Origin of the sequence: Azohydromonas sp. (assembly GCF_035325925.1) — a bacterium.
In the GTDB taxonomy this organism is placed as follows: domain Bacteria; phylum Pseudomonadota; class Gammaproteobacteria; order Burkholderiales; family Burkholderiaceae_C; genus Calidifontimicrobium.
Genome location: NZ_DAOKZA010000011.1, coordinates 58,845 through 77,756, shown reverse-complemented (window position 1 = coordinate 77,756; position 18,912 = coordinate 58,845). Strand labels below are relative to the sequence as shown.

The following is an 18,912-nucleotide window of genomic DNA, read 5'->3' as shown; positions in this document are numbered from 1 at the left end:
GGCGAACACCATTCGCCTCCATGACGACCGGCGTCGTGCGCAGTCCCGTGCACGGCGTGTCGGCGTGCACGCCACGGATGCGTTCGACCCCTTTCGATGCTGCAGTTGCTGGAGTTCTTGCAGATGCTGCTGTACATCCCCCTGCTCGCGCTGATCGGGCAAGGCGTGCTGTACGTGCTGGCCGGCGCGAAGCGCGAGACGAATTTCTTCTACACCACGCTGCGGCTGATCTCGCGCCCGTTCACCTTCGTCGTGCGCAAGATCACGCCGGCGCAGGTGGCCGACGAGCACGTGCCGGTGGTGACCTTCTTCCTCGTGGTCATCGCCTACGCGGTGGTCACGTTCGAGCTGATCTCGCTGTGCGTCGAGATGGGCATGGAGCATTGCCGGCGATGAGCGGGTTCGACCTCGAGCAGCAGTTCCTGCGCTGGCGCGCCATCGGCTGGCTGCTGATCGGCCGGCGCGAGGCGGCGCGTGCGACCTTCGACGAGATGCTGCGCCGCCGCCCCGGCGACGCCTACGCGCTGGCCAGCCGCTCGCACCTGCTGGCCGAGCTCGGCCGCCGCGACGAGGCGATCGCCGACGCGCAGCGGCTCACCGCGCTGCACCCGGCGCGCAGCGCCGCCGACTGGTTCAACCTCGCGTTCCTGCTCGAGCAGGCCGGGCGCTACGACGAGGCCGAGGCGGCGTTCAGGCGCGCGCTCGCGCTCGACGCCAAGCTCGACCGCGCCTGGTACGGGCTGGGGCTGGTGCTGATCCGCCAGGGCCGGCTCGACGAGGCCGTCGACGCGCTCAAGCGCAACACCGAGCTGCAGCCGATGAGTCCGTACGGCTGGTACCACCTCGCGCGCGTGCAGGTCGACCGCCACGAGCCCGAGGAGGCGCGCAGGATCATCCGCCGGCTGAAGGACTTCGAGCCCAAGGTGGCGGCGCAGCTCGAGCGCGAGACGGGGCTGACGCCCTGAGGACGGCGATCACGGGTGTGAAAGGGGCTCCGGACCTTCCGGAGATGTGAGAAGCAGGAGGCATGCGATGCAGCAATTGACTGAGAAGCACCGCCAGTACTGGTCGAAGAATCTGCGCATCACGGCGATTCTGATGGCCATCTGGTTCGTGGTGACGTTCGTCATCGGGTACTTCGCCCGCGACCTGAACTTCACCTTCTTCGGGTGGCCGTTCAGCTTCTGGGTCGGCGCCCAGGGGGCGCTGGTGGTCTACGTGATCATCATCGGCACGTACGCGCGCTACATGAACAAGCTCGACCGCGAATACGGCGTGGCCGAGGCAGAGGAGGACTGACATGGCAGGCATGACCCCTGAGTCCGGAGGCGGCGGCATGTTCAGCGCCGGCTCCCAGAGAGCGTTCCAGAAGCAGCTGAACAAGGTCTACGGCTTCTACACCGGCGGCTTCCTGGCCTTCATCGTCGTGCTCGCGGTGCTCGAGCAGATGGGCCTGCCGCAGAGCTGGATCGGCCTGATCTTCCTGCTCGCGACGGTCGCGCTGTATGCCGGCATCGGCATCATGAGCCGCACGACCGACGCGGCCGAGTACTACGTCGCCGGGCGGCGCGTGCCGGCCGTCTACAACGGCATGGCGGTGGGCGCCGACTGGATGAGCGCGGCGTCGTTCATCGGCATGGCCGGCACGCTGTACCTGACCGGCTACGGCGGCCTGGCCTTCATCATGGGCTGGACCGGCGGCTACTGCCTGGTGGCGCTGTTCCTGGCGCCGTACCTGCGCAAGTTCGGCCAGTTCACGATTCCCGACTTCCTCGGCGCGCGCTACGAGGGCAACCTGCCTCGGCTGCTGGGCATCATCGCGGCGATCCTGTGCTCGTTCACCTACGTGGTGGCGCAGATCCTCGGCGTGGGCGTGATCACCGCGCGGCTGACCGGGCTGGCGTTCGAGATCGGGGTGTTCGTCGGCCTCGGCGGCATCCTGGTGTGCTCGTTCCTCGGCGGCATGCGCGCGGTCACCTGGACGCAGGTCGCCCAGTACATCATTCTCATCATCGCGTACCTGATCCCGGTGGTGTGGCTGAGCGTCAAGCAGACCGGCGTGCCGGTGCCGCAGGCGATCTACGGCTTCCAGCTGCAGAAGGTCACCGCGCTCGAGCAGAAGCTGCTCGACGACCCGAAGGAGAAGGAGGTCATCGCGATCTTCAAGCAGCGCGCCGACGCGCTCGGCGAGAAGCTGAAGGACCCGGCCGCCGCGCTGGCCGCCGACCGCACCGCGGCGCAGGCCAAGCTCGACGAGCTGCGCAACACCAACGCCCCCCAGGCGCAGATCCAGGCCGCCGAGCGTGCGCTGGCGTCGATCCCGGCCGACGAGGCGGCGGCGAAGGCGCAGTGGGCGAAGGACAAGGCGGCCAACGAGGCGCGCGCCAAGCCGCTGGCCGGCATGCCGCGTCACGCGCAGGTGTTCGCCGGCAACCCGAACGGCACCGAGGCCGAGCAGAAGGCGTTCGACGTCTCGCGGCGCAACTTCCTCGCGCTGATCTTCTGCCTGATGGTCGGCACGGCCGCGCTGCCGCACATCCTGATGCGCTACTACACCACGCCGTCGGTGCGCGAGGCCCGCAAGTCGGTGACGTGGAGCCTGTTCTTCATCTTCCTGCTGTACTTCACGGCGCCGTCACTGGCGGTGCTGGTGAAGTACGAGGTGCTCTCCGGTCTGGTGGGCACGCCGTTCGACCAGCTGCCAGGCTGGATCGCGGCCTGGACGGCGGTCGATCCGGCGCTGCTGTCGGTGTCCGACATCAACGGCGACGGCATCTTCCAGCTCGGCGAGATGAGGATCGGCGGCGACATCATCGTGCTGGCCACGCCGGCGATCGGCGGGCTGCCGTTCGTGATCTCGGGCATGGTCGCCGCGGGGGGTCTGGCGGCGGCGCTGTCGACCGCCGACGGCCTGCTGCTGACGATCGCCAACGCGCTCTCGCACGACCTGTACTACAAGATGCTCGACCCGAACGCGTCGACGGCACGCCGCGTCGCGGTGTCCAAGGCGCTGCTGCTGGTGGTGGCCCTGCTCGCGGCGTGGGTGACGGCGCAGAAGCCGGCGGACATCCTGTTCCTGGTCTCGGCGGCGTTCTCGTTCGCGGCCTCGGCGTTCTTCCCGGCGCTGGTGCTCGGCATCTTCTGGAAGCGCGCCAACAAGTGGGGCGCGACGCTGGGCATGATCGCCGGCCTGGGCATCACGTTCTACTACATGGCCACGACGCAGCCCTGGCTGCGCGGCGTGTTCGGCGTGACCAGCCCGGTGCAGCTGTGGTGGGACATCCAGCCGATCGCGGCCGGCCTGTTCGGCGTGCCGCTGGGCTTCGCGGTGATCATCATCGTCAGCCTGCTGACCCCCGCGCCGCGGCCGGACACGCAGACGCTCGTCGAGCACGTGCGTTATCCCGACCTGAAGGCGATCGGGCGCTGACCCCGCCGGGCGTTGCCCGGATCCGACAGGGCCCCTTCGGGGGCCCTTTTTGTTGTTTACGCTCGCGACATGGACGACACCGCCGCTTCACCGGCCCCCGGCGCGATCGTCGCGGCGCTGCGCCGGCACCCGCCGTTCGCGCGCATGACCGCCGACGACGTCACGCGTTTCGCCGCCGCGGCGCAGGCGGTGTCGTACCGTGCCGGGCAGACCGTCGTCGCACCCGCCGACGGGCCGGTGGCGCACCTGTGGTGGCTGCAGCGTGGCCACATCGCCGGTCGGCGGCGCGCCGACATGGTGCGCGCCGGCGACGCGGGGCAGTTCCAGATCGACGCCGGCGAGCTGTTCCCGGTCGGCGCGGCGCTGGGCGGGCGCGCGGTGACCTCGACGTACGTCGCCGAGGTCGACTGCGACTGCCTGCGCGTGCCGCTCGACGCGGTGCAGGCGCTGGCGGCCGCATCGACGCCGCTGGCCGAGTTCCTGCACGCCCGCGTGCTGCACTACCTCGACGTCTCGCGGCAGATGCTGCAGGCGACGCTGTCGTCGCAGACGCTGGCCGAGCAGTCGCTCGAGACGCCGCTCGGGCGCCTCGTGCGGCAGCCGCCGGTGCATGTCGCGCCGGGCAGCGCCGTCGTCGAGGCGCTGCGGGCGATGCACGAGCGGCGCATCGGCTCGGTGCTGGTGGCCGGCGACGACGGCGCGCCGCTGGGCATCCTGACGCGCCACGACGTGCTCGGCCGCATCACGCTGCCGCAGCGTCCGCTGACCACACCGATCGCCGAGGTGATGAGCGCGCCGGTGCACACGCTCGACGTGGCGCACACCGCGCAGGACGCGGCGCTGCTGATGTCGCGCCACGGCGTGCGCCACGTGCCGGTGACCGAGCGCGGGCGGCTGGTGGGCATCGTCTCCGAGCGCGACCTGTTCGCGATGCAGCGCCTGTCGGTCAAGCAACTCGGCAGCGCGATCCGCGGCGCCGCCGACGTCGACGCGATGCGCGCGGCCACGCGCGAGCTGCGCCAGTTCGCGCAGCGCCTGCTGGCGCAGGGCGTCGGCGCGCGCCAGATCACCGAGCTGATCAGCCACTTCAACGACCTGGTGACCGAGCGCCTGGTGCACCTGGCCGCCACGCGCCGCGGGCTGGACCTGCAGCGCGCGTGCTGGCTGGCCTTCGGCTCGGAGGGCCGCAGCGAGCAGACCATCGCCACCGACCAGGACAACGGGCTGATCTTCGCGAGCGACGACCCCGGGCGCGACCGGCCGGCCTGGCTGGCGTTCGCGCGCGAGGTCAACGAGGCGCTCGACGCCTGCGGCTACCCGCTGTGCAAGGGCGGCGTGATGGCGAGCAACCCGGCGTGCTGCCTGACCGCCGACGAGTGGGCCGCGCGCTTCGACCACTGGATCGGTCACGGCTCGCCGACCGACCTGCTCAACGCCAGCATCTACTTCGACTTCCGCGCGCTCGCCGGCCGCCTCGACCTGGCCGCGCCGCTGCGCGAGCGCGTCGTCGCCGACGCGGCGCGCACGCCGCGCTTCATGAAGCAGATGGCCGAGAACGCGCTGCGCAACAGCGTGCCGCTGAACTGGCTCGGCGCGATCCGCACCGAGGACCGCGACGGCCGCCAGTGGCTCGACCTGAAGCTGCACGGCACGATGCTGTTCGTCGACGCGGCGCGGCTGTTCGCGCTGGCGCGCGGCATCGCCGAGACCGGCACGCGCGCGCGCTTCGAGGCCGTCGGCCGCGCCCTGCAGGTCGCGCCGCAGGAGAGCGAGTCCTGGGCCGGCGCGTTCGAGGTCCTGCAGATGCTGCGGCTGCGCGTGCAGATCGAGCCCGGCGGCGATGCGGCCAACCCGAACCGCATCGACTTCGCGCGGCTCGGCGACATCGACCGCCGCGTGCTTAAGGAGGTCTACCGCATCGCGCGGCGGCTGCAGCAGCGCATGGAGCTGGACTACCACCGCTGAGCCGCGCGCCGCCCGGCGCGGTTTATGTCAGGAACTCGGCCAGGCACCGCGCCAGCGCCAGCGGCTGGTCGTGGTGCAGCATGTGCCCGCAAGGCGACAGGCGGTGGCGCCGGACGTTCGGCACCACCGCCAGCCGTGCGTCGAACTCGTCGCGCGGGTAGCGGTGGCCCCACCACTGCGTGGTGTCGGTGAGGTCGCCGTCGACCCACAGCAGCGGCGCGGCGATGCGCCGCCAGATCTCGAGCACCTCGTCGACGCGGTACAGCACCGGGTTGACGCGCTTGTGCGCCGCATCGGCACGCAGGTGCCAGCGCCCGTCGTCGCGCCGCTCGGCCCAGTGCGGCGCGAGCCAGACCGCCCTCTCGGGCGCGAGCCGCGGGTTGTTGTGCAGCAGCCGCGCGGCCACCGCGTCGAGGTCGGGGTACGAGCGCAGCTCGGCGGGCGTCTTCAGCGCGTCGAGCCACTGCGCGTAACGCGCCGGCGCCTGCGCCGCGCGCGTGGCCGGCATGCCGAACCCCTCGAGGTTGACGAGCCGGCGCACGCGCTGCGGCCGCACGCCGGCGTAGAGCATGACGACGTTGCCGCCCATGCTGTGGCCGACCAGGTCGACCTCGCGCCCGGGCGCCAGCGCGTCGAGCAGCGCGTCGAGGTCGCCGAGGTAGTCGGGGAACCAGTAGCTGTCGACCGGCGGCGAGACGCTGCCGCCGTAGCCGCGCCAGTCGGGCGCGACGACCCAGCGTTCGCGCGGCTCGACCTCGGCGAGCGCGTCGACGACGAACTGGAACGACGCGCCGACGTCCATCCAGCCGTGCAGCAGCACCAGCGGCGCCGTGTCGGGCTGCGGCTCGCCCCAGACGGTGAGGTGGTAGTCGATGCCGCGCAGCGCCAGGCGCAGCGACGCGCCGCGGCGGCGCTCGACGTAGGCGGGGGCAGGCGAGGGCATGGCCGCACTGTAGCGGCCGCAGCGCCGGGCTGCCGGCGCGCTGTGCCGGGCCCGGTGCGGGCTCAGCTGACCATCTGCGCCAGCATGTGGTGCTGCAGCCGCACCGGCATGTGCCGCGCCGGCAGCGCCGACTTGACCGCGTACGCCGGGAACGAGGTGTCGCGGCGCAGCGGCTCGGGGCAGGGCTCGCCCTTGGCGGTGGCCATCACCGCGACGATCGGGTTGTTCACGGCGTGGCCGCGGCGCACCACCATGCCGACCTCGCCCGAGGCGAGCATCACGAAGCAGCCGGGCGGGTACAGCCCGAACTCCTTGACCAGCGCCGCGGTCATCGGGTGGCCGGGGTCGCTCATGAACATCTCGCGCCCGGCGCGGTCGGCGCTGATCGCCTCGCGGCTGCTGCGCGGGCTGAGCTTCGCGGTGTAGACGTCGGCGCGGCGCACCAGCTGCGCGAGGTCGCCGATCTCGGTCAGACCCGCCGGGTAGCCCGATCCGTCGGGCAGCTCGTGGTGCTGCGCGACGGCGTCGAGCCAGTCTCGGTCGGTGACGCCCGAGGCCTCGAGCATGCGCACGCTGCGCTGCGGGTGCGACAGGATCGCGTCGCGCTGCTCGCGCGTCGGCGGCGTGCCCTGGAACGCCAGCACGCCCTGCAGCTCGAGCATCGACACGTTCATCGTCAGCGCGGCCTCGAACACGCGGTGCGTGCTGGCGGCGTCCCAGCCCAGGCGCATCGCGACCAGCCGGCAGACGATGGCCGTGTGCATCGAGTGGTTGACGCCGTACTGCACCAGCGGACTCTCGTCCTGGCGCATCAGCTGGAAGATCGCCAGGTCGGGGTCGCGCTCGATCAGCACCGCCACCGGGGCGCTGGCGTCCTCGAGTGCGTCCTTGAAGCGCTCGTGCCCGCAGCGGCGCAGCGCGACGTCGACTTGGTCGAAGCAGTCGTTCCACAGCTCGGGCAGCAGGTCGCGCGGCGCCGTGCGGGCGCGCTCAACCGGGCTCAGCAGCTCGGTCATGTCGACCAGCGAGCCGCGCTCGAACAGCGCCTCGAGCGCGCCGAGCGAGTCGATGCGCTGGTCGCGCGCCAGCAGCAGCGTGCCATCGGCGTCGCGCACGTTGAACGGCAGCGGCGCACCGACGGTGATGCGATCGCGCACGGCAGCGAGCGGGGCATAGGCCATGGTCTGTGTGGTCCCGACGAGTGGTTCTTTGCGGCGTGGTCGCGGCGCCAGGCGCTGCGTGAAGCGGGTTTCGGCAGAAGACGTATCAACTTGAACACCGCCCGGCGCGGCGGGCGGCCACAATGGCGCCATGCACCCGACCCCCGTCCCTGCCGCCGCGGCGCGGCTGCGTCCGGCCGAGCCCGCCGACCTGGGCGCGGTGGTCGCGCTGATCGGCGAACTGGCCGCCTTCGAGCGGCTGACCCACCTGCTGCAGGTCACGCCCGAAGCTCTGCATCCGCACCTGTTCGGCGAGCGGCCGGTGGCCGAGTGCCTGGTGGCCGAAGTCGACCGCGACGGCGGCGCGGCGGTCGTCGGATTCGCGCTGTTCTTCACGAACTTCTCGACGTTTCTCGGCAAGCCGGGGCTGTACCTCGAGGACCTGTACGTGCAGCCGGCGGTGCGCGGGCGCGGCATCGGCCGCGCGCTGCTCGAGCGGCTGGGCGCGCTGGCCGTGGCGCGCGGCTGCGGCCGCTTCGAGTGGAGCGTGCTCGACTGGAACGCCGACGCGATCCGCTTCTACGAGAAGATGGGCGCCGCCGTGCTGCCCGACTGGCGCATCTGCCGCGTCACCGGCGAAGCGCTGCTGCGCTTCGCCGGGCGATGAGGCGCGGCGCCGCCCTGCTCGCCGGTGCGCTGGCGTTGACCGCAGCGAAGGCGTTGGCTGCCGGCATCGACGTCTACGCGCTGTGGGACTACGGCCGCCCGGCCGAGTCGGAGGCGCGTTTTCGCGAGGCGCTGAAGACCGCGACCGGCGACGACGCGCTGGTGCTTCGCACGCAGATCGCGCGCACGTACTCGCTGCGCCGGCGCTTCGACGAGGCGCACGCCGAACTCGACGCGATTGCGCCGCAGGTGGCCGCGGCGGGCGACGAGGTGCGCGTGCACGCGCTGCTCGAGCGTGGGCGCACGCTGCGCTCGTCGGGCCGGCCGGCCGACGCGCGGCCGCTGTTCGGGCAGGCCGTCGACGCCGCGCGGCGCGCCGGCCTCGAGCGCCTGGCCGCCGACGCGATGCACATGGTCGCGCTGGTCGAACCCGACACCGACGCAGCGATCGACTGGCACCGGCGCACCATCGCCTACGCGCGCGCCGCGCAGGACCCGAAGGCGCGTGGCTGGGTCGCGCCGGCGCTGAACAACCTCGGCGACACGCTGCGCCGCTCGCGCCGGCTCGACGAGGCACTGGCCGCTTTCCGCGACGCCGAGCAGGCCTACGCGCAGCGCGACCCCGCCGGCGAGACGGTGCGCATGGCGCGCTGGCAGGTGGCCAACGTGCTGCGGCTGCTCGGCCGCCTGGACGAGGCGCTGGCGATGCAGCTCGACCTCGAGCGGCGCAACGCCGAGGCCGGCGCCCCCGACGGCTACGTGTTCGAGGAACTGGCGCTGCTGTACGAGGCGCTGGGCGACGCCGCGCGCGCCGCCGCATACCGCGAACGCCATCGCCGGGCGACGACGCCGCGCTGATCGCCGCGCCGCGTGCGCGCCGGCGATCGGTGAAGCCGCCGATGTCGCGCGCCGCGGCGCGGGCCTAAGCTCGCGGCCATGACACCGCCCGACGCCCGCACGCCCGACGCCTACCGTCACCTGCACCGCCACTTCCGCTGGCGCGTGCCGGCGCGGTTCAACATCGCCGAGGTCTGCGCTCGGCGCTGGGCGCGCGCGACACCCGCCGCGGCGGCGATCAGCTGGGAGCGCGACGACGGCCGCGGCGGCAGCGTCGCGTATGGCGAGCTGCAGCGCGACGCGAACCGGCTGTCGCACGCGCTGCGCCGGCTCGGCGTGGCGCGCGGCGACCGCGTCGCCATCGTCATGCCGCAGCGCGTCGAGACCGCGGTGGCGCACCTGGCCGTCTACCAGCTCGGCGCGGTGGCGATGCCGCTGTCGATGCTGTTCGGCCCCGAGGCGCTCGAGTTCCGGCTGCGTGACAGTGCCGCGCGCGTGGCGGTCGTCGACGAGAGCGCCGCGGCGAACCTGCTCGCGGTGCGCGCGAACTGCCCCGACCTGCGCCACGTCGTGGCCGTCGGCGGCGCGCTCGGCGCCTTCGACGCCGACTGGCCGGCGTGGCTGGCGCGCGAGCGCGACACGTTCGACCCGGTCGGCACGCGCGCCGACGACCCCGCGGTGCTGGTCTACACCAGCGGCACCACCGGGCCGCCGAAGGGTGCGCTGATCCCGCACCGCGCGCTGATCGGCAACCTGACGGGTTTCGTGTGCAGCCAGAACTGGTTCCCGCACACCGTCGACGGATCACCCGCGGTGTTCTGGTCGCCGGCCGACTGGGCCTGGACCGGCGGGCTGATGGACGCGTTGCTGCCGACGCTGTACTTCGGCCGCGAGATCGTCGCGTTCCAGGGCCGCTTCGCGCCCGAGCGCGCGTTCGAGCTGATGCAGCGCCACCGCGTGACGCACAGCTTCCTGTTTCCGACCGCGCTGAAGGCGATGATGAAGGCCGTGCCCGACCCGCGCCGCGACTACCCCGGGCTCGCGCTGCAGGCGGTGATGAGCGCCGGCGAGGCGGTCGGCGACGCCGTGTTCGCCTACGGCCGCGACGCGCTGGGCGTGGCCGTCAACGAGATGTTCGGCCAGACCGAGATCAACTACGTGGTCGGCAACTGCGCGCGCTGGCGCGACGTGCACGGGCGCTGGCACGCCGGGTGGCCGGCGGTGCCGGGCAGCATGGGGCGCGGCTACCCGGGGCACCGCGTCGCCGTGATCGACGACGAGGGCCGCGAGTGCGCGCCGGGCACGCCGGGCGACGTCGCGGTGCACCGGCGCGACGTGCACGGCGACCCCGACCCGGTGTTCTTCCTCGGCTACTGGGGCAACGAGCAGGCGACGCGCGCGAAGTTCACCGGCGATGCGCGCGACGCGTGGTGCCGCACCGGCGACACCGCGGTGATGGACGAGCGCGGATACCTTTGGTACCAGGGCCGCAGCGACGACATGTTCAAGGCCGCCGGCTACCGCATCGGCCCGAGCGAGGTCGAGAACTGTCTGGTCAAGCACCCGGCGGTGGCCAACGCCGCGGTGGTGCCCAAGCCCGACGCCGAGCGCGGCGCGGTGGTCAAGGCCTACGTGGTGCTCGCGCCGGGCTACCGCGGCGACGCGGCGCTGGTCGAGCAGCTGCAGCGGCACGTGCGCGGCCGGCTGGCGCCGTACGAGTACCCGAAGGAGATCGAGTTCATCGACGCGCTGCCGATGACCACCACCGGCAAGGTGCAGCGGCGCGTGCTGCGCCTGCGCGAGGAGCAGCGCGCGCCGTGAAACCGCTCGCCGGCGCGCGCGCCGCCGGCGGCTACCATCCGCCGGAGAACTGCAGGTCGCTGAGCAGGCGGGGGTCGGCGGGGTTCGTCGACAGCAGCGCGGGCGCCCGCGCGGCGCTGCGGTAGGCGGCGTAGGCCTTGTACTGGCTGCGGCCGCTGCGGTACGACTCGTCGCCGTTGGAGCCGCCGAACACGGCCCAGTCGGTCTCCTTGTCCTCGTTGAACCAGACGACCAAGCGCGCGCCGACGTGCGGCTGCGCGGCGAAGGCGGAGAGCTCGCCGATCCACTGCGACTTCGCGGCGACGTTCGGCCCGCCCGGCGTCGCGGTCGACGACGCCGTCTCGGTCAGCGCCAGCGGGCGCCGGCTGCCCAGCGCGCGCAGCCGCAGCACCATCGGCTCGAAGACCTGCTGCGGCGTGCGCCAAGACGACCAGCCCTGGCTCGCGCCCCAGTTGTAGCCGTCGACGCCGATCCAGTCGACGTGCTCGTCGCCGGGGTGGTAGTCCTCGGCGCGCCACGCGCCGACGTCGTCGTGGTTGACGGCCCAGATCCACTGCACCGTGCGCGCGTCCAGCCCCTGGCCGGCGAAGATCGAACGCACGCGCAGCCACATGCGCACGTAGTCGCCGGGGGTGTTGTTGCCCACCGCGGCGCTCCACGGGTACCAGTCGCCGTTCATCTCGTGCGCCAGGTGAAGGTAGACGCGGCGGTCGTCGGCACTGTCGAGCTGGCCGTCGGGGCCGGCGACGAAGCCGCGCAGCCGCGCGGCCCAGGTGCGCAGGTAGGCGTCGTAGTCGCCGCGCGCCGCACGCACCTCGACGTCGGCCGGTGCCGCTGCCGCCGAGCACAGGTACGGCTCCCAGGTGACCACCGGCACGTTGCCGTTGGCCCACACCTGGGGCAACTGCTGTTTGAACAGGTTGTCGACGGTCTTCGTGCGGGGCGCCAGTCGGTGAACAGCTCGACGACGGCGTGGCGCTTGCCCTGCCACGCTTCCATCGCGCGCACCTGGTCCATCTTCCAGCCCTGGTTGCCGTAGTACACGCCGAGCAGCGCTTGCGGCAGCGCGGGGGCGGCCAGCGCGAGCGCGCCGAGGCCGCACGACAGGTGCCGCACGGTGCGCGCGGCGCGGGGCAGGGGCATGGCGGATGCGCGAGGTGTGATGCTCGTCACGCGACGGGCCGATGCGCCGAGTCCAGGCGCCGCGACGCGTTGCCACCCCTCCCGCGAACCGGGGGTGGTCGGTCGCCGGGGTCAGGCGCGGCGCGAGGCGCCCGCGGGCGTGCCGCGTGCCGTGCGGGTCGGCGCGCCGCCGCTCAGCCGCCCGACGAGCACCAGTCCGGCGGCGATCGCGCCGACGCCGGCGGCCTGTCGCAGCGCGTCGAGCGTGTGCGCTTGCCAAAGGAACAGCGACGTCGCGCCGAGCAGCCCGACGAACAGCGCCACCGCTGCCGCGATCGCGGCGGGGCGCGCGGGCGGGTCGTAGCGCTGGCGCGCCAGGTCGAGCGGCGGGTGCGGGAAACGCGCCGCGACGTCGGACGGCCGCCAGCCGGGTGGGCCGAGCCACACGCGCAGCTTGTCGGCCCAGCGCGCGGTGTGCCAGCTGTCGCGCGCCAGCGCGGCGTACACCGCGACGTTGGCCCACAGCGGATTCCAGCTGCGCAGCGGCGTGCGCGTGCCGTAGACGCAGGGTTCGCGGTCGTCCTCCTCGGCGAAGCTGCCGAACAGCCGGTCCCAGACGATCCACACGCCGCCGTAGTTGCGGTCGAGGTAGCGGTCGTTGACCGCGTGGTGCACGCGGTGGTTGCTCGGCGAGCAGAACCAGCGGTCGAACCACCCGAGCTTGCCGACCTGCTGCGTGTGCACCCAGTACTGGTACAGCAGGTCGATCAGCGCGACGACGGCGAACACCTGCGGCGGGAAGCCGAGCACCGCCATCGGCAGGTAGAAGATCCAGCCGAGCAGGAAGCCGGTCGAGGTCTGGCGCAGCGCGGTCGACAGGTTGTAGTCCTCGCTCTGGTGGTGCACCGCGTGCGCGGCCCAGAACAGCGCGCAGGTGTGGCCCAGCCGGTGCTGCCAGTAGTAGCACAGGTCGTAGGCCACCAGCGCCGCCAGCCACACCCACGCGGCGTCGGACGGCAACCGCCACAGCGCGACGTGCTCGAACACCGCGGCGTAGATGCCGATGCGCAGCATGCGGCCGAACACCGCGGTGACCTGGCTGAGCATGCCCAGCCCGATCGAGTTCAGCGCGTCGTTCCAGCGGTAGGCGTTGCGCCCGCGCGCGACGCCGACCGCGAACTCGATCGCGATCAGCAGCAGGAACACGGGGGTGGCCAGGACGATGATCTGCGCGCCGGTCATGGACGGGATGATCGCAGAGGTGCAGCCGAAGCGGTCGGTCGTGGACGCGATGGTCCTTGCCGTCCCGGCGTCGGCGGTGATGCTTCGTGATCAGGGCATCGGCGACGTCCGCGAAGCTCTGGCCCCCCGGCGTGGCGCAATGCGCGGGCGAGTGAGTCGCGGCAGGTCGCACCCGCTGGGGGCTCACCCTGTGGCGGTCGGCGCCCGGCGCCGACCGCCGAGGTGAAGCGCCGCCGCCCGGGCGCACGCCGCTTTGCCGCGCAGACCGACGCACGCCGCCGTCAACGGCTGCGCAGCGGCGTCGGCGCCACCGATGACGAGAGTCAACCACCGGGGCAGCAGGTCTCGTACCGCTGGATGCCGTACTGCATCAGGCCGTGGCCGCGACGGGCAGCAACGCGCGCACCGCTTCGGCGATCGCGTCGGCGCTGGGCACGCCGGCCTGCTCGAGCACCCACGACGCCGGCGCGGGCGCGTCGGGACCGGTGAGGCGGCGCACCGGCGCGCGCAGTGCGGCGAACGCCTTCTCGCCGGCGATCGCCGCCACCTCGGCGCCGACGCCGCAGGGCGCCGCCGCCTCGTGCACGACGACCAGCCGGCCGGTGCGGCGCACCGAGCGCAGCAGGCTCGCTTCGTCGAGCGGCTTGAGCGTGCGCAGGTCGATCACCTCGGCCGAGACGCCCTGCGCCTCCAGCTGCTCGGCGGCCTGCAGGCACGCGCCGACGGTCTTCGCGTACGACACCAGCGTCACGTCGTCGCCGCGGCGCGCGACGGCGGCCTGGCCGAGCGGCACCAGGTGCTCGCCCGCCGGCACCTCGCCCGGGGTGAAGCCCAGCGCCAGGTCGGTGAAGAACATCACCGGGTTGGGGTCGCGGATCGCGGCCTTGAGCAGCCCCTTGTGGTCGGCCGCGCCGTGCGGCATCACCACCTTCAGCCCCGGGGCGTGGACGAACATCGCCTCGAGGTTGTGGTTGTGCTGCGCGCCCACGGCCCAGCCGGCGCCGGTGGTGGTCATCACGACCAGCGGGAACTCGAACTGCCCGCCCGACAGGTAGCGCAGCTTGCCGGCGCTGTTGACGATGGCGTCCATCGCCAGCGTCAGGAACGGCGCGAACAGCAGGTCGATCACCGGGCGCAGGCCCATCGCGGCGGCGCCGGCGGCGGTGCCGGCGATGATGCCCTCGGCCAGCGGCGTGTTGCGCACGCGATCGGGGCCGAACTCGGCGAGCAGGGCGCGGCGCTTGGTGGCCACGCCCTCGCCGAAGATCAGCACGCGCTCGTCGCGGCGCATCTCCTCGGCCAGCGCCTGTTCGATGGCGTCGTTGGCGGTCAGGGTGGAGGTCATGTCGTTGCTCCTCGAAACGGGGTCAGGCGTAGACGTCGCTGGTCAGCTCGCGCAGCTCGGGCCAGGGCGAGGCCTGGGCGAACGCCAGCGCGGCGTCGATCGTCGCGTCGACGCGCTGCTGCAGGTGCGCGAGCTCGCCGGCGCCGATCACGCGCTCGGCCTGCAGCCGCGCCGACAGCGTGTCGATCGGGTCGCGCCGCGCCCAGCTTGCGCGCTCGTCGGGGTCGACGTAGAACTGGTCGTCGGGCTCGAAGTGGCCGCGCGCGCGCCAGGTCTCGAGCTCGAGGAACGCCGGCCGCCCGGTGGCGCGGATGCGCTGCACCGCGGCCAGCGCCGCCGCGTGCACCGCCTCGACGTCGTTGCCGTCGACGGTGGCGGCGTCGACGCCGTGCGCGGCGGCCCAGGTCGGCGCGATGCGCTCCATCGGCATCGTCTCGCGGCGGTGCACGAAGGCCTGCCACTGGTTGTTCTCGCACACGTACAGCAGCGGCAGCTGCCAGGTCACGGCCAGGTTCAGCGACTCGTGGAAGATGCCCTCGCAGGCCGCGCCGTCGCCGAAGAACACCGCGGTGATGCCGCCGCGGCGCGTCAGCGGCGCGCGCATCTTCTGTGCCAGCGCGACGCCGGGGGCCAGCGACAGCTCGCCGCCGACGATGGTCGAGGTCAGCACCACGCCGAGCTCCTTCGCGGCGATGTGCAGCGAGCCGCTCTTGCCCTTGCAGTAGCCGTCGCGGCGGCCCATGACCTCGGCGAGCATGCGTGCCGGGTCGGCGCCGCGCGCGAGCAGGTGGCCGGCGCTGCGGTGGTTGGTCAGGATCAGGTCGTCGGCGAGCAGCGCGCGCACGACGCCGACCGCGGCGGCCTCCTGGCCGACGGCGGTGCAGGTGCCCGGCACGCCCTGCGGCTGCAGCGCGGCCAGCCGCTGCTCGTAGGTGCGGATCAGCAGCATCGCCTCGAGCATCGCGATGCGTTCGGTGGCATTCATCGGGGGTGTCCTTGATCGGTGGTGTCGATGCGCCGCACTGTAGGCAGCGCGGCCGCGGCGGTCATGATCCGAAGGAGCCATCGGCGCCGGCCGCGGCGGGCCATGGCCGGCGTGCCGGCGCGGCGTGCCGGCATCGGGCACACTGCCGCGCTCGAAAGGAGCCCGCGACGATGGAGCACATTTCCCTGGGCCGCAGCGACCTCGTGGTCAGCAAGGTCTGCCTCGGCACGATGACCTTCGGCGAGCGCCAGGTCGACGAACGCACGGCGTTCTCGATCCTCGACCGCGCGCTCGAGCGCGGCGTCGACTTAATCGACACCGCCGAGATGTACCCGGTGCCGCCGAGCGCCGAGCGGTTCGGCGACACCGAACGCATCGTCGGGCGCTGGTTCGCGCAGCGCCCCGGCGCCCGGCACAAGGTCGTGCTGGCGACCAAGGTCAGCGGCGCCGCGCGCGCCTACCACTGGATCCGCGGCGGCAAGGCCGACCTCGAAGCCGACGACATCGTCGCCGCGTGCGACGCCAGCCTGCAGCGCCTGGGCACCGACGTGATCGACCTCTACCAGATCCACTGGCCGGTGCGCCACGTGCCGATGTTCGGTGGCCTGTACTTCGACCCGGCGAAGGACCGCCCCGCGACCCCGATCGAGGCGCAGCTCGAGGCGATGCAGCGGCTGGTGCAGGCCGGCAAGGTGCGCGCCGTGGGCGTCAGCAACGAGACGCCGTGGGGCGTGGCCGAGTTCGTGCGCATCGCCGACGCGCAGGGCCTGCCGCGCATCGCCACGGTGCAGAACCCGTACGGCCTGGTCAACCGCGTGGTCGACAACGGCCTCGACGAGGTGCTGCACCACGCCGGCGTGTCGCTGCTGGCGTACTCGCCGCTGGGCTTCGGGCTGCTCAGCGGCAAGTACGACGAGCGCGGCCTCGACGACCCGGCGCGCCCGGGCCGGCTGGCGATCTTCGACAGCATGAAGCAGCAGCGCTGGGGCCGTGCCGAGTCGCTCGCCGCGGCGCGCCGCTACAACGCGCTGGCGCGCGAGCACGGCCTGACGCCGGTGCAGCTCGCGCTGGCGTTCTGCTACCGCAACTGGCGCGTGGCCAGCACGATCATCGGCGTGACCAGCGTCGCGCAGCTCGACGAGAACGTCGACGCATGGGGCGTGGCGCTGCCCGGCGAAGTGCTCGCCGAGATCGACCGCATCCGCTGGGAGATCCGCGACCCGGGGCAGTGAAGGCGGCTGCTACGATCGCGCCCGTCCTTCCGGAGCATGCGCATGAAGCGATGGGCTTTGACGATCGCGCTGGCGGTGGCCACAGGCGGCGCGGTGGCCGGGACGCTGACCTGCCCGCTGCCCGCTGCGGCGGTGCAGGTGGCCCCCTGCCCGAGCGACGACGAACTGCGACACACCTACACCGGCTACTGTTCCGACAACGCGCGCCTGTACGGGCGCGAAGCCGAGATCTGCTCGCGCTTCGAGAACTACCGCGCGCTGAAGAACACCGCGCTGTGGGAGGCGGGCGACGGCGCGTTCCAGGGCTACCTGTCGTGTGAGCTGCCGCGCGCGACGATCGCTGCGCTGCAGCCGCTGCGCGTGGCGGTGGGCCGCCAGGGTTCGGTCACGCGCGTGGCCTGCAGCTATGCACAAGGCGTGACGTTCACGCTGCGCACCAAGGCGCGCTGCGAGGTGCTGGGCACCGGCCAGTGCGAAGGCGACCCGGCGGGCTGCCGGGTGCGCTGCGACTGACGACGCGTCGGCGCGCCACCGGCCGGGCCGGCTCGGACCGGGCGCGTGCCGGTGCCGCGGCGTGGCAGCATCGCACGATGGCGAAGAAGGACAGGCACGTCAGCGCGACCCCGGCCACGCAGTGGCTCGACCGCGCCGGCGTGTCCTACACCGGGCATCCCTACGACTACGTCGAGCGCGGCGGCACCGCCGAGTCGGCGCGCCAGCTCGGCGTCGACGAGCACACCGTGGTGAAGACGCTGGTGATGCAGGACGAGCGTGGGCAGCCGCTGGTGGTGCTGATGCACGGCGACCGCGAGGTCAGCACGAAGAACCTCGCGCGCGACATCGGCGCCAAGGCCGTCGAGCCGTGCCGGCCCGAGGTCGCGCAGCGCCACAGCGGTTACCTGGTCGGCGGCACCTCGCCGTTCGGGCTGCGCAAGGCGATGCCGGTGTACGTGCAGGTCAGCGTGCTCGCGCTGCCGCGCATCTACATCAACGGCGGTCGGCGCGGGTACCTGGTGGGCCTCGCGCCGCAGGTGCTCGTCGACGTGCTCGGCGCGCGCGCGGTCGATTGCGCGCTCTGACCGGGCGCGGCGCCGCCGCCGCTTACACTGGCGGCTTCCCGTCGCCGCACGCCACGACCCCCGCCGCATGTCCTTCGCCTGGAGCCTGGCGGCCGTCGCTGTCGCCTACCTGATCGGTTCGCTGTCGTTCGCGGTCATCGTCAGCCGGTTCGCCGGGCTGGCCGACCCGCGCAGCTACGGCTCGCGCAACCCCGGCGCGACCAACGTGCTGCGCTCGGGCCACCGCGGCGCGGCGGCGGTCACGCTGGCGCTCGACGCGCTCAAGGGCTATCTGCCGGTGCTCGCGGTGCTGTGGTGGGGGCCGCGTTTCGGGCTGGGCACCGACACCGCCGCGTGGGTCGGGCTGGCGGCCTTCGTCGGCCACCTGTGGCCGGTGTTCTTCCGCTTCGCCGGCGGCAAGGGCGTGGCCACCGCGGCCGGCGTGCTGTTCGCGCTGAACCCGCTGCTCGGCCTGGCGACGCTGGCCACCTGGGCCATCGTCGCGGGGTTCTTCCGCTACTCGTCGCTGGCGTCGATCGTCAGCGCGCTGTTCGCGCCGTTCTACCAGTTGCTCATCTGGGGGCCGGACACGCTGGTGCTCGCGATCGCGCTCATGAGCCTGCTGCTGGTGTGGCGCCACGAGGCGAACATCCGCAAGCTGCTGGCCGGCACCGAGTCGCGGCTCGGCCAGAAGGCCGCCACCGGCACCGCGGCGCCGCGTCGCGCGGGCCATCACCACAAAGGAGCGAAGAGATGACGCTGCAACGCTACGACGTCGGCGCGCGCATGTCCGAGATGGCGGTGCACGACGGCACCGTCTACCTCGCCGGGCAGGTCGCCGCCGACGAGACGCAGGACATCTACGGCCAGACGCGGCAGGTGCTCGACGCCATCGACGCGCTGCTCGCGCGTGCCGGCAGCGACAAGTCGAAGATCCTGCGCGCGCAGATCTTCCTCGCCGACATGGCCGACTTCACGGCGATGAACAGCGTGTGGGACGAGTGGGTGGTGCGCGACCACACGCCGCCTCGCGCCACGGTGCAGGCGGCGCTGGCCAAACCGGCGTGGAAGATCGAGATCGTCGTCACCGCGGCGGTCTAGCGCGC

At 72.8% G+C, this 18,912-nt stretch carries 18 protein-coding genes and 1 pseudogene; 13 read left to right on the top strand and 6 right to left on the bottom strand.

The genetic code is table 11. The features are described from left to right. The first annotated feature begins 96 nt into the window (after positions 1-96). From PKC53_RS06250 to PKC53_RS06230, 5 genes are all read left to right on the top strand, one after another. Positions 97-396 carry a hypothetical protein gene (locus PKC53_RS06250; RefSeq protein WP_324427382.1) on the top strand — a complete coding sequence of 100 codons (300 nt, stop codon included), beginning with the start codon at positions 97-99 and terminating at the stop codon, positions 394-396. After that, the gene (locus tag PKC53_RS06245; protein WP_324427381.1) at positions 393-965 is read left to right on the top strand and encodes a tetratricopeptide repeat protein; all 573 of its coding nucleotides are present in this window, start codon (positions 393-395) and stop codon (positions 963-965) included. The genes PKC53_RS06250 and PKC53_RS06245 overlap by 4 nt, the downstream gene beginning before the upstream one ends. Positions 966-1,032: 67 nt before the next feature. Further along, positions 1,033-1,299: a DUF4212 domain-containing protein gene (locus tag PKC53_RS06240; protein ID WP_324427380.1), complete on the top strand. Its 267-nt coding sequence runs from the start codon at positions 1,033-1,035 to the stop codon at positions 1,297-1,299. Between the two features lies 1 nt (position 1,300). Continuing rightward, a complete protein-coding gene (locus PKC53_RS06235; protein WP_324427379.1) occupies positions 1,301-3,430 on the top strand; it encodes a VC_2705 family sodium/solute symporter in 2,130 nt (709 codons plus the stop codon). A 69-nt stretch (positions 3,431-3,499) separates the two neighbouring features. Continuing rightward, positions 3,500-5,395, top strand: coding sequence for a DUF294 nucleotidyltransferase-like domain-containing protein (locus PKC53_RS06230; protein WP_324427378.1), 1,896 nt, complete (start codon positions 3,500-3,502; stop codon positions 5,393-5,395). A gap of 22 nt (positions 5,396-5,417) precedes the next feature. Here PKC53_RS06230 and PKC53_RS06225 read toward each other — a convergent pair whose 3' ends face one another. Next, positions 5,418-6,338, bottom strand: a complete 921-nt coding sequence (locus PKC53_RS06225; protein WP_324427377.1) for an alpha/beta hydrolase — start codon at positions 6,336-6,338, stop codon at positions 5,418-5,420. 62 nt (positions 6,339-6,400) lie between these two features. Next, on the bottom strand, positions 6,401-7,519 hold the full coding sequence (locus PKC53_RS06220; protein WP_324427376.1) for an HD domain-containing phosphohydrolase: 1,119 nt from the start codon (positions 7,517-7,519) through the stop codon (positions 6,401-6,403). A 130-nt stretch (positions 7,520-7,649) separates the two neighbouring features. Here PKC53_RS06220 and PKC53_RS06215 point away from each other — a divergent pair, with 130 nt between their 5' ends. The 3 genes from PKC53_RS06215 to PKC53_RS06205 all read left to right on the top strand — a co-directional run bounded on the left by PKC53_RS06215 (position 7,650) and on the right by PKC53_RS06205 (position 10,822). Further along, on the top strand, positions 7,650-8,165 hold the full coding sequence (locus tag PKC53_RS06215) for a GNAT family N-acetyltransferase (protein ID WP_324427375.1): 516 nt from the start codon (positions 7,650-7,652) through the stop codon (positions 8,163-8,165). Beyond that, positions 8,162-9,022: a tetratricopeptide repeat protein gene (locus PKC53_RS06210; RefSeq protein WP_324427374.1), complete on the top strand. Its 861-nt coding sequence runs from the start codon at positions 8,162-8,164 to the stop codon at positions 9,020-9,022. The genes PKC53_RS06215 and PKC53_RS06210 overlap by 4 nt, the downstream gene beginning before the upstream one ends. Positions 9,023-9,100: 78 nt before the next feature. Beyond that, a complete protein-coding gene (locus tag PKC53_RS06205) occupies positions 9,101-10,822 on the top strand; it encodes an AMP-binding protein (protein ID WP_324427373.1) in 1,722 nt (573 codons plus the stop codon). Positions 10,823-10,853: 31 nt separating this feature from the next. Here PKC53_RS06205 and PKC53_RS06200 read toward each other — a convergent pair whose 3' ends face one another. The 4 genes and pseudogenes from PKC53_RS06200 to PKC53_RS06185 form a co-directional block, all read right to left on the bottom strand. Beyond that, the gene (locus PKC53_RS06200; protein WP_324427408.1) at positions 10,854-11,717 is read right to left on the bottom strand and encodes a glycosyl hydrolase; all 864 of its coding nucleotides are present in this window, start codon (positions 11,715-11,717) and stop codon (positions 10,854-10,856) included. A gap of 497 nt (positions 11,718-12,214) precedes the next feature. Continuing rightward, a pseudogene (locus PKC53_RS06195) lies at positions 12,215-13,186 on the bottom strand (sterol desaturase family protein); the annotation flags it as partial. A gap of 370 nt (positions 13,187-13,556) precedes the next feature. Further along, a complete protein-coding gene (locus tag PKC53_RS06190) occupies positions 13,557-14,531 on the bottom strand; it encodes a pyruvate dehydrogenase complex E1 component subunit beta (RefSeq protein ID WP_324427372.1) in 975 nt (324 codons plus the stop codon). A gap of 22 nt (positions 14,532-14,553) precedes the next feature. Beyond that, a complete protein-coding gene (locus PKC53_RS06185) occupies positions 14,554-15,516 on the bottom strand; it encodes a thiamine pyrophosphate-dependent dehydrogenase E1 component subunit alpha (RefSeq protein WP_324427371.1) in 963 nt (320 codons plus the stop codon). Positions 15,517-15,686: 170 nt separating this feature from the next. Between PKC53_RS06185 and PKC53_RS06180 the strand changes: the two genes are divergently transcribed. The 5 genes from PKC53_RS06180 (at position 15,687) to PKC53_RS06160 (ending at position 18,907) form a co-directional block, all read left to right on the top strand. Next, positions 15,687-16,748, top strand: a complete 1,062-nt coding sequence (locus tag PKC53_RS06180; protein WP_324427370.1) for an aldo/keto reductase — start codon at positions 15,687-15,689, stop codon at positions 16,746-16,748. 42 nt (positions 16,749-16,790) lie between these two features. Then, a complete protein-coding gene (locus PKC53_RS06175; RefSeq protein ID WP_324427368.1) occupies positions 16,791-17,261 on the top strand; it encodes a hypothetical protein in 471 nt (156 codons plus the stop codon). Between the two features lie 77 nt (positions 17,262-17,338). Beyond that, positions 17,339-17,827 carry a Cys-tRNA(Pro) deacylase gene (gene ybaK / locus PKC53_RS06170; RefSeq protein ID WP_324427366.1) on the top strand — a complete coding sequence of 163 codons (489 nt, stop codon included), beginning with the start codon at positions 17,339-17,341 and terminating at the stop codon, positions 17,825-17,827. Positions 17,828-17,894: 67 nt separating this feature from the next. Then, positions 17,895-18,563 (top strand): glycerol-3-phosphate 1-O-acyltransferase PlsY, encoded by a 669-nt coding sequence (plsY, locus tag PKC53_RS06165; RefSeq protein ID WP_324427364.1) that lies wholly within the window; start codon positions 17,895-17,897, stop codon positions 18,561-18,563. Then, a complete protein-coding gene (locus PKC53_RS06160) occupies positions 18,560-18,907 on the top strand; it encodes a RidA family protein (RefSeq protein ID WP_324427363.1) in 348 nt (115 codons plus the stop codon). Before plsY ends, PKC53_RS06160 begins: the two co-directional genes overlap by 4 nt. Positions 18,908-18,912: the final 5 nt, after the last annotated feature.

Coding starts and splice junctions, on each gene's coding strand:
- PKC53_RS06250 (WP_324427382.1), top strand. CDS start 97: ATGCTGCAGTTGCTGGAGTTCTTGCAGATGCTGCTGTACATCCCCCTG.
- PKC53_RS06245 (WP_324427381.1), top strand. CDS start 393: ATGAGCGGGTTCGACCTCGAGCAGCAGTTCCTGCGCTGGCGCGCCATC.
- PKC53_RS06240 (WP_324427380.1), top strand. CDS start 1,033: ATGCAGCAATTGACTGAGAAGCACCGCCAGTACTGGTCGAAGAATCTG.
- PKC53_RS06235 (WP_324427379.1), top strand. CDS start 1,301: ATGGCAGGCATGACCCCTGAGTCCGGAGGCGGCGGCATGTTCAGCGCC.
- PKC53_RS06230 (WP_324427378.1), top strand. CDS start 3,500: ATGGACGACACCGCCGCTTCACCGGCCCCCGGCGCGATCGTCGCGGCG.
- PKC53_RS06225 (WP_324427377.1), bottom strand. CDS start 6,338: ATGCCCTCGCCTGCCCCCGCCTACGTCGAGCGCCGCCGCGGCGCGTCG.
- PKC53_RS06220 (WP_324427376.1), bottom strand. CDS start 7,519: ATGGCCTATGCCCCGCTCGCTGCCGTGCGCGATCGCATCACCGTCGGT.
- PKC53_RS06215 (WP_324427375.1), top strand. CDS start 7,650: ATGCACCCGACCCCCGTCCCTGCCGCCGCGGCGCGGCTGCGTCCGGCC.
- PKC53_RS06210 (WP_324427374.1), top strand. CDS start 8,162: ATGAGGCGCGGCGCCGCCCTGCTCGCCGGTGCGCTGGCGTTGACCGCA.
- PKC53_RS06205 (WP_324427373.1), top strand. CDS start 9,101: ATGACACCGCCCGACGCCCGCACGCCCGACGCCTACCGTCACCTGCAC.
- PKC53_RS06190 (WP_324427372.1), bottom strand. CDS start 14,531: ATGACCTCCACCCTGACCGCCAACGACGCCATCGAACAGGCGCTGGCC.
- PKC53_RS06185 (WP_324427371.1), bottom strand. CDS start 15,516: ATGAATGCCACCGAACGCATCGCGATGCTCGAGGCGATGCTGCTGATC.
- PKC53_RS06180 (WP_324427370.1), top strand. CDS start 15,687: ATGGAGCACATTTCCCTGGGCCGCAGCGACCTCGTGGTCAGCAAGGTC.
- PKC53_RS06175 (WP_324427368.1), top strand. CDS start 16,791: ATGAAGCGATGGGCTTTGACGATCGCGCTGGCGGTGGCCACAGGCGGC.
- ybaK (WP_324427366.1), top strand. CDS start 17,339: ATGGCGAAGAAGGACAGGCACGTCAGCGCGACCCCGGCCACGCAGTGG.
- plsY (WP_324427364.1), top strand. CDS start 17,895: ATGTCCTTCGCCTGGAGCCTGGCGGCCGTCGCTGTCGCCTACCTGATC.
- PKC53_RS06160 (WP_324427363.1), top strand. CDS start 18,560: ATGACGCTGCAACGCTACGACGTCGGCGCGCGCATGTCCGAGATGGCG.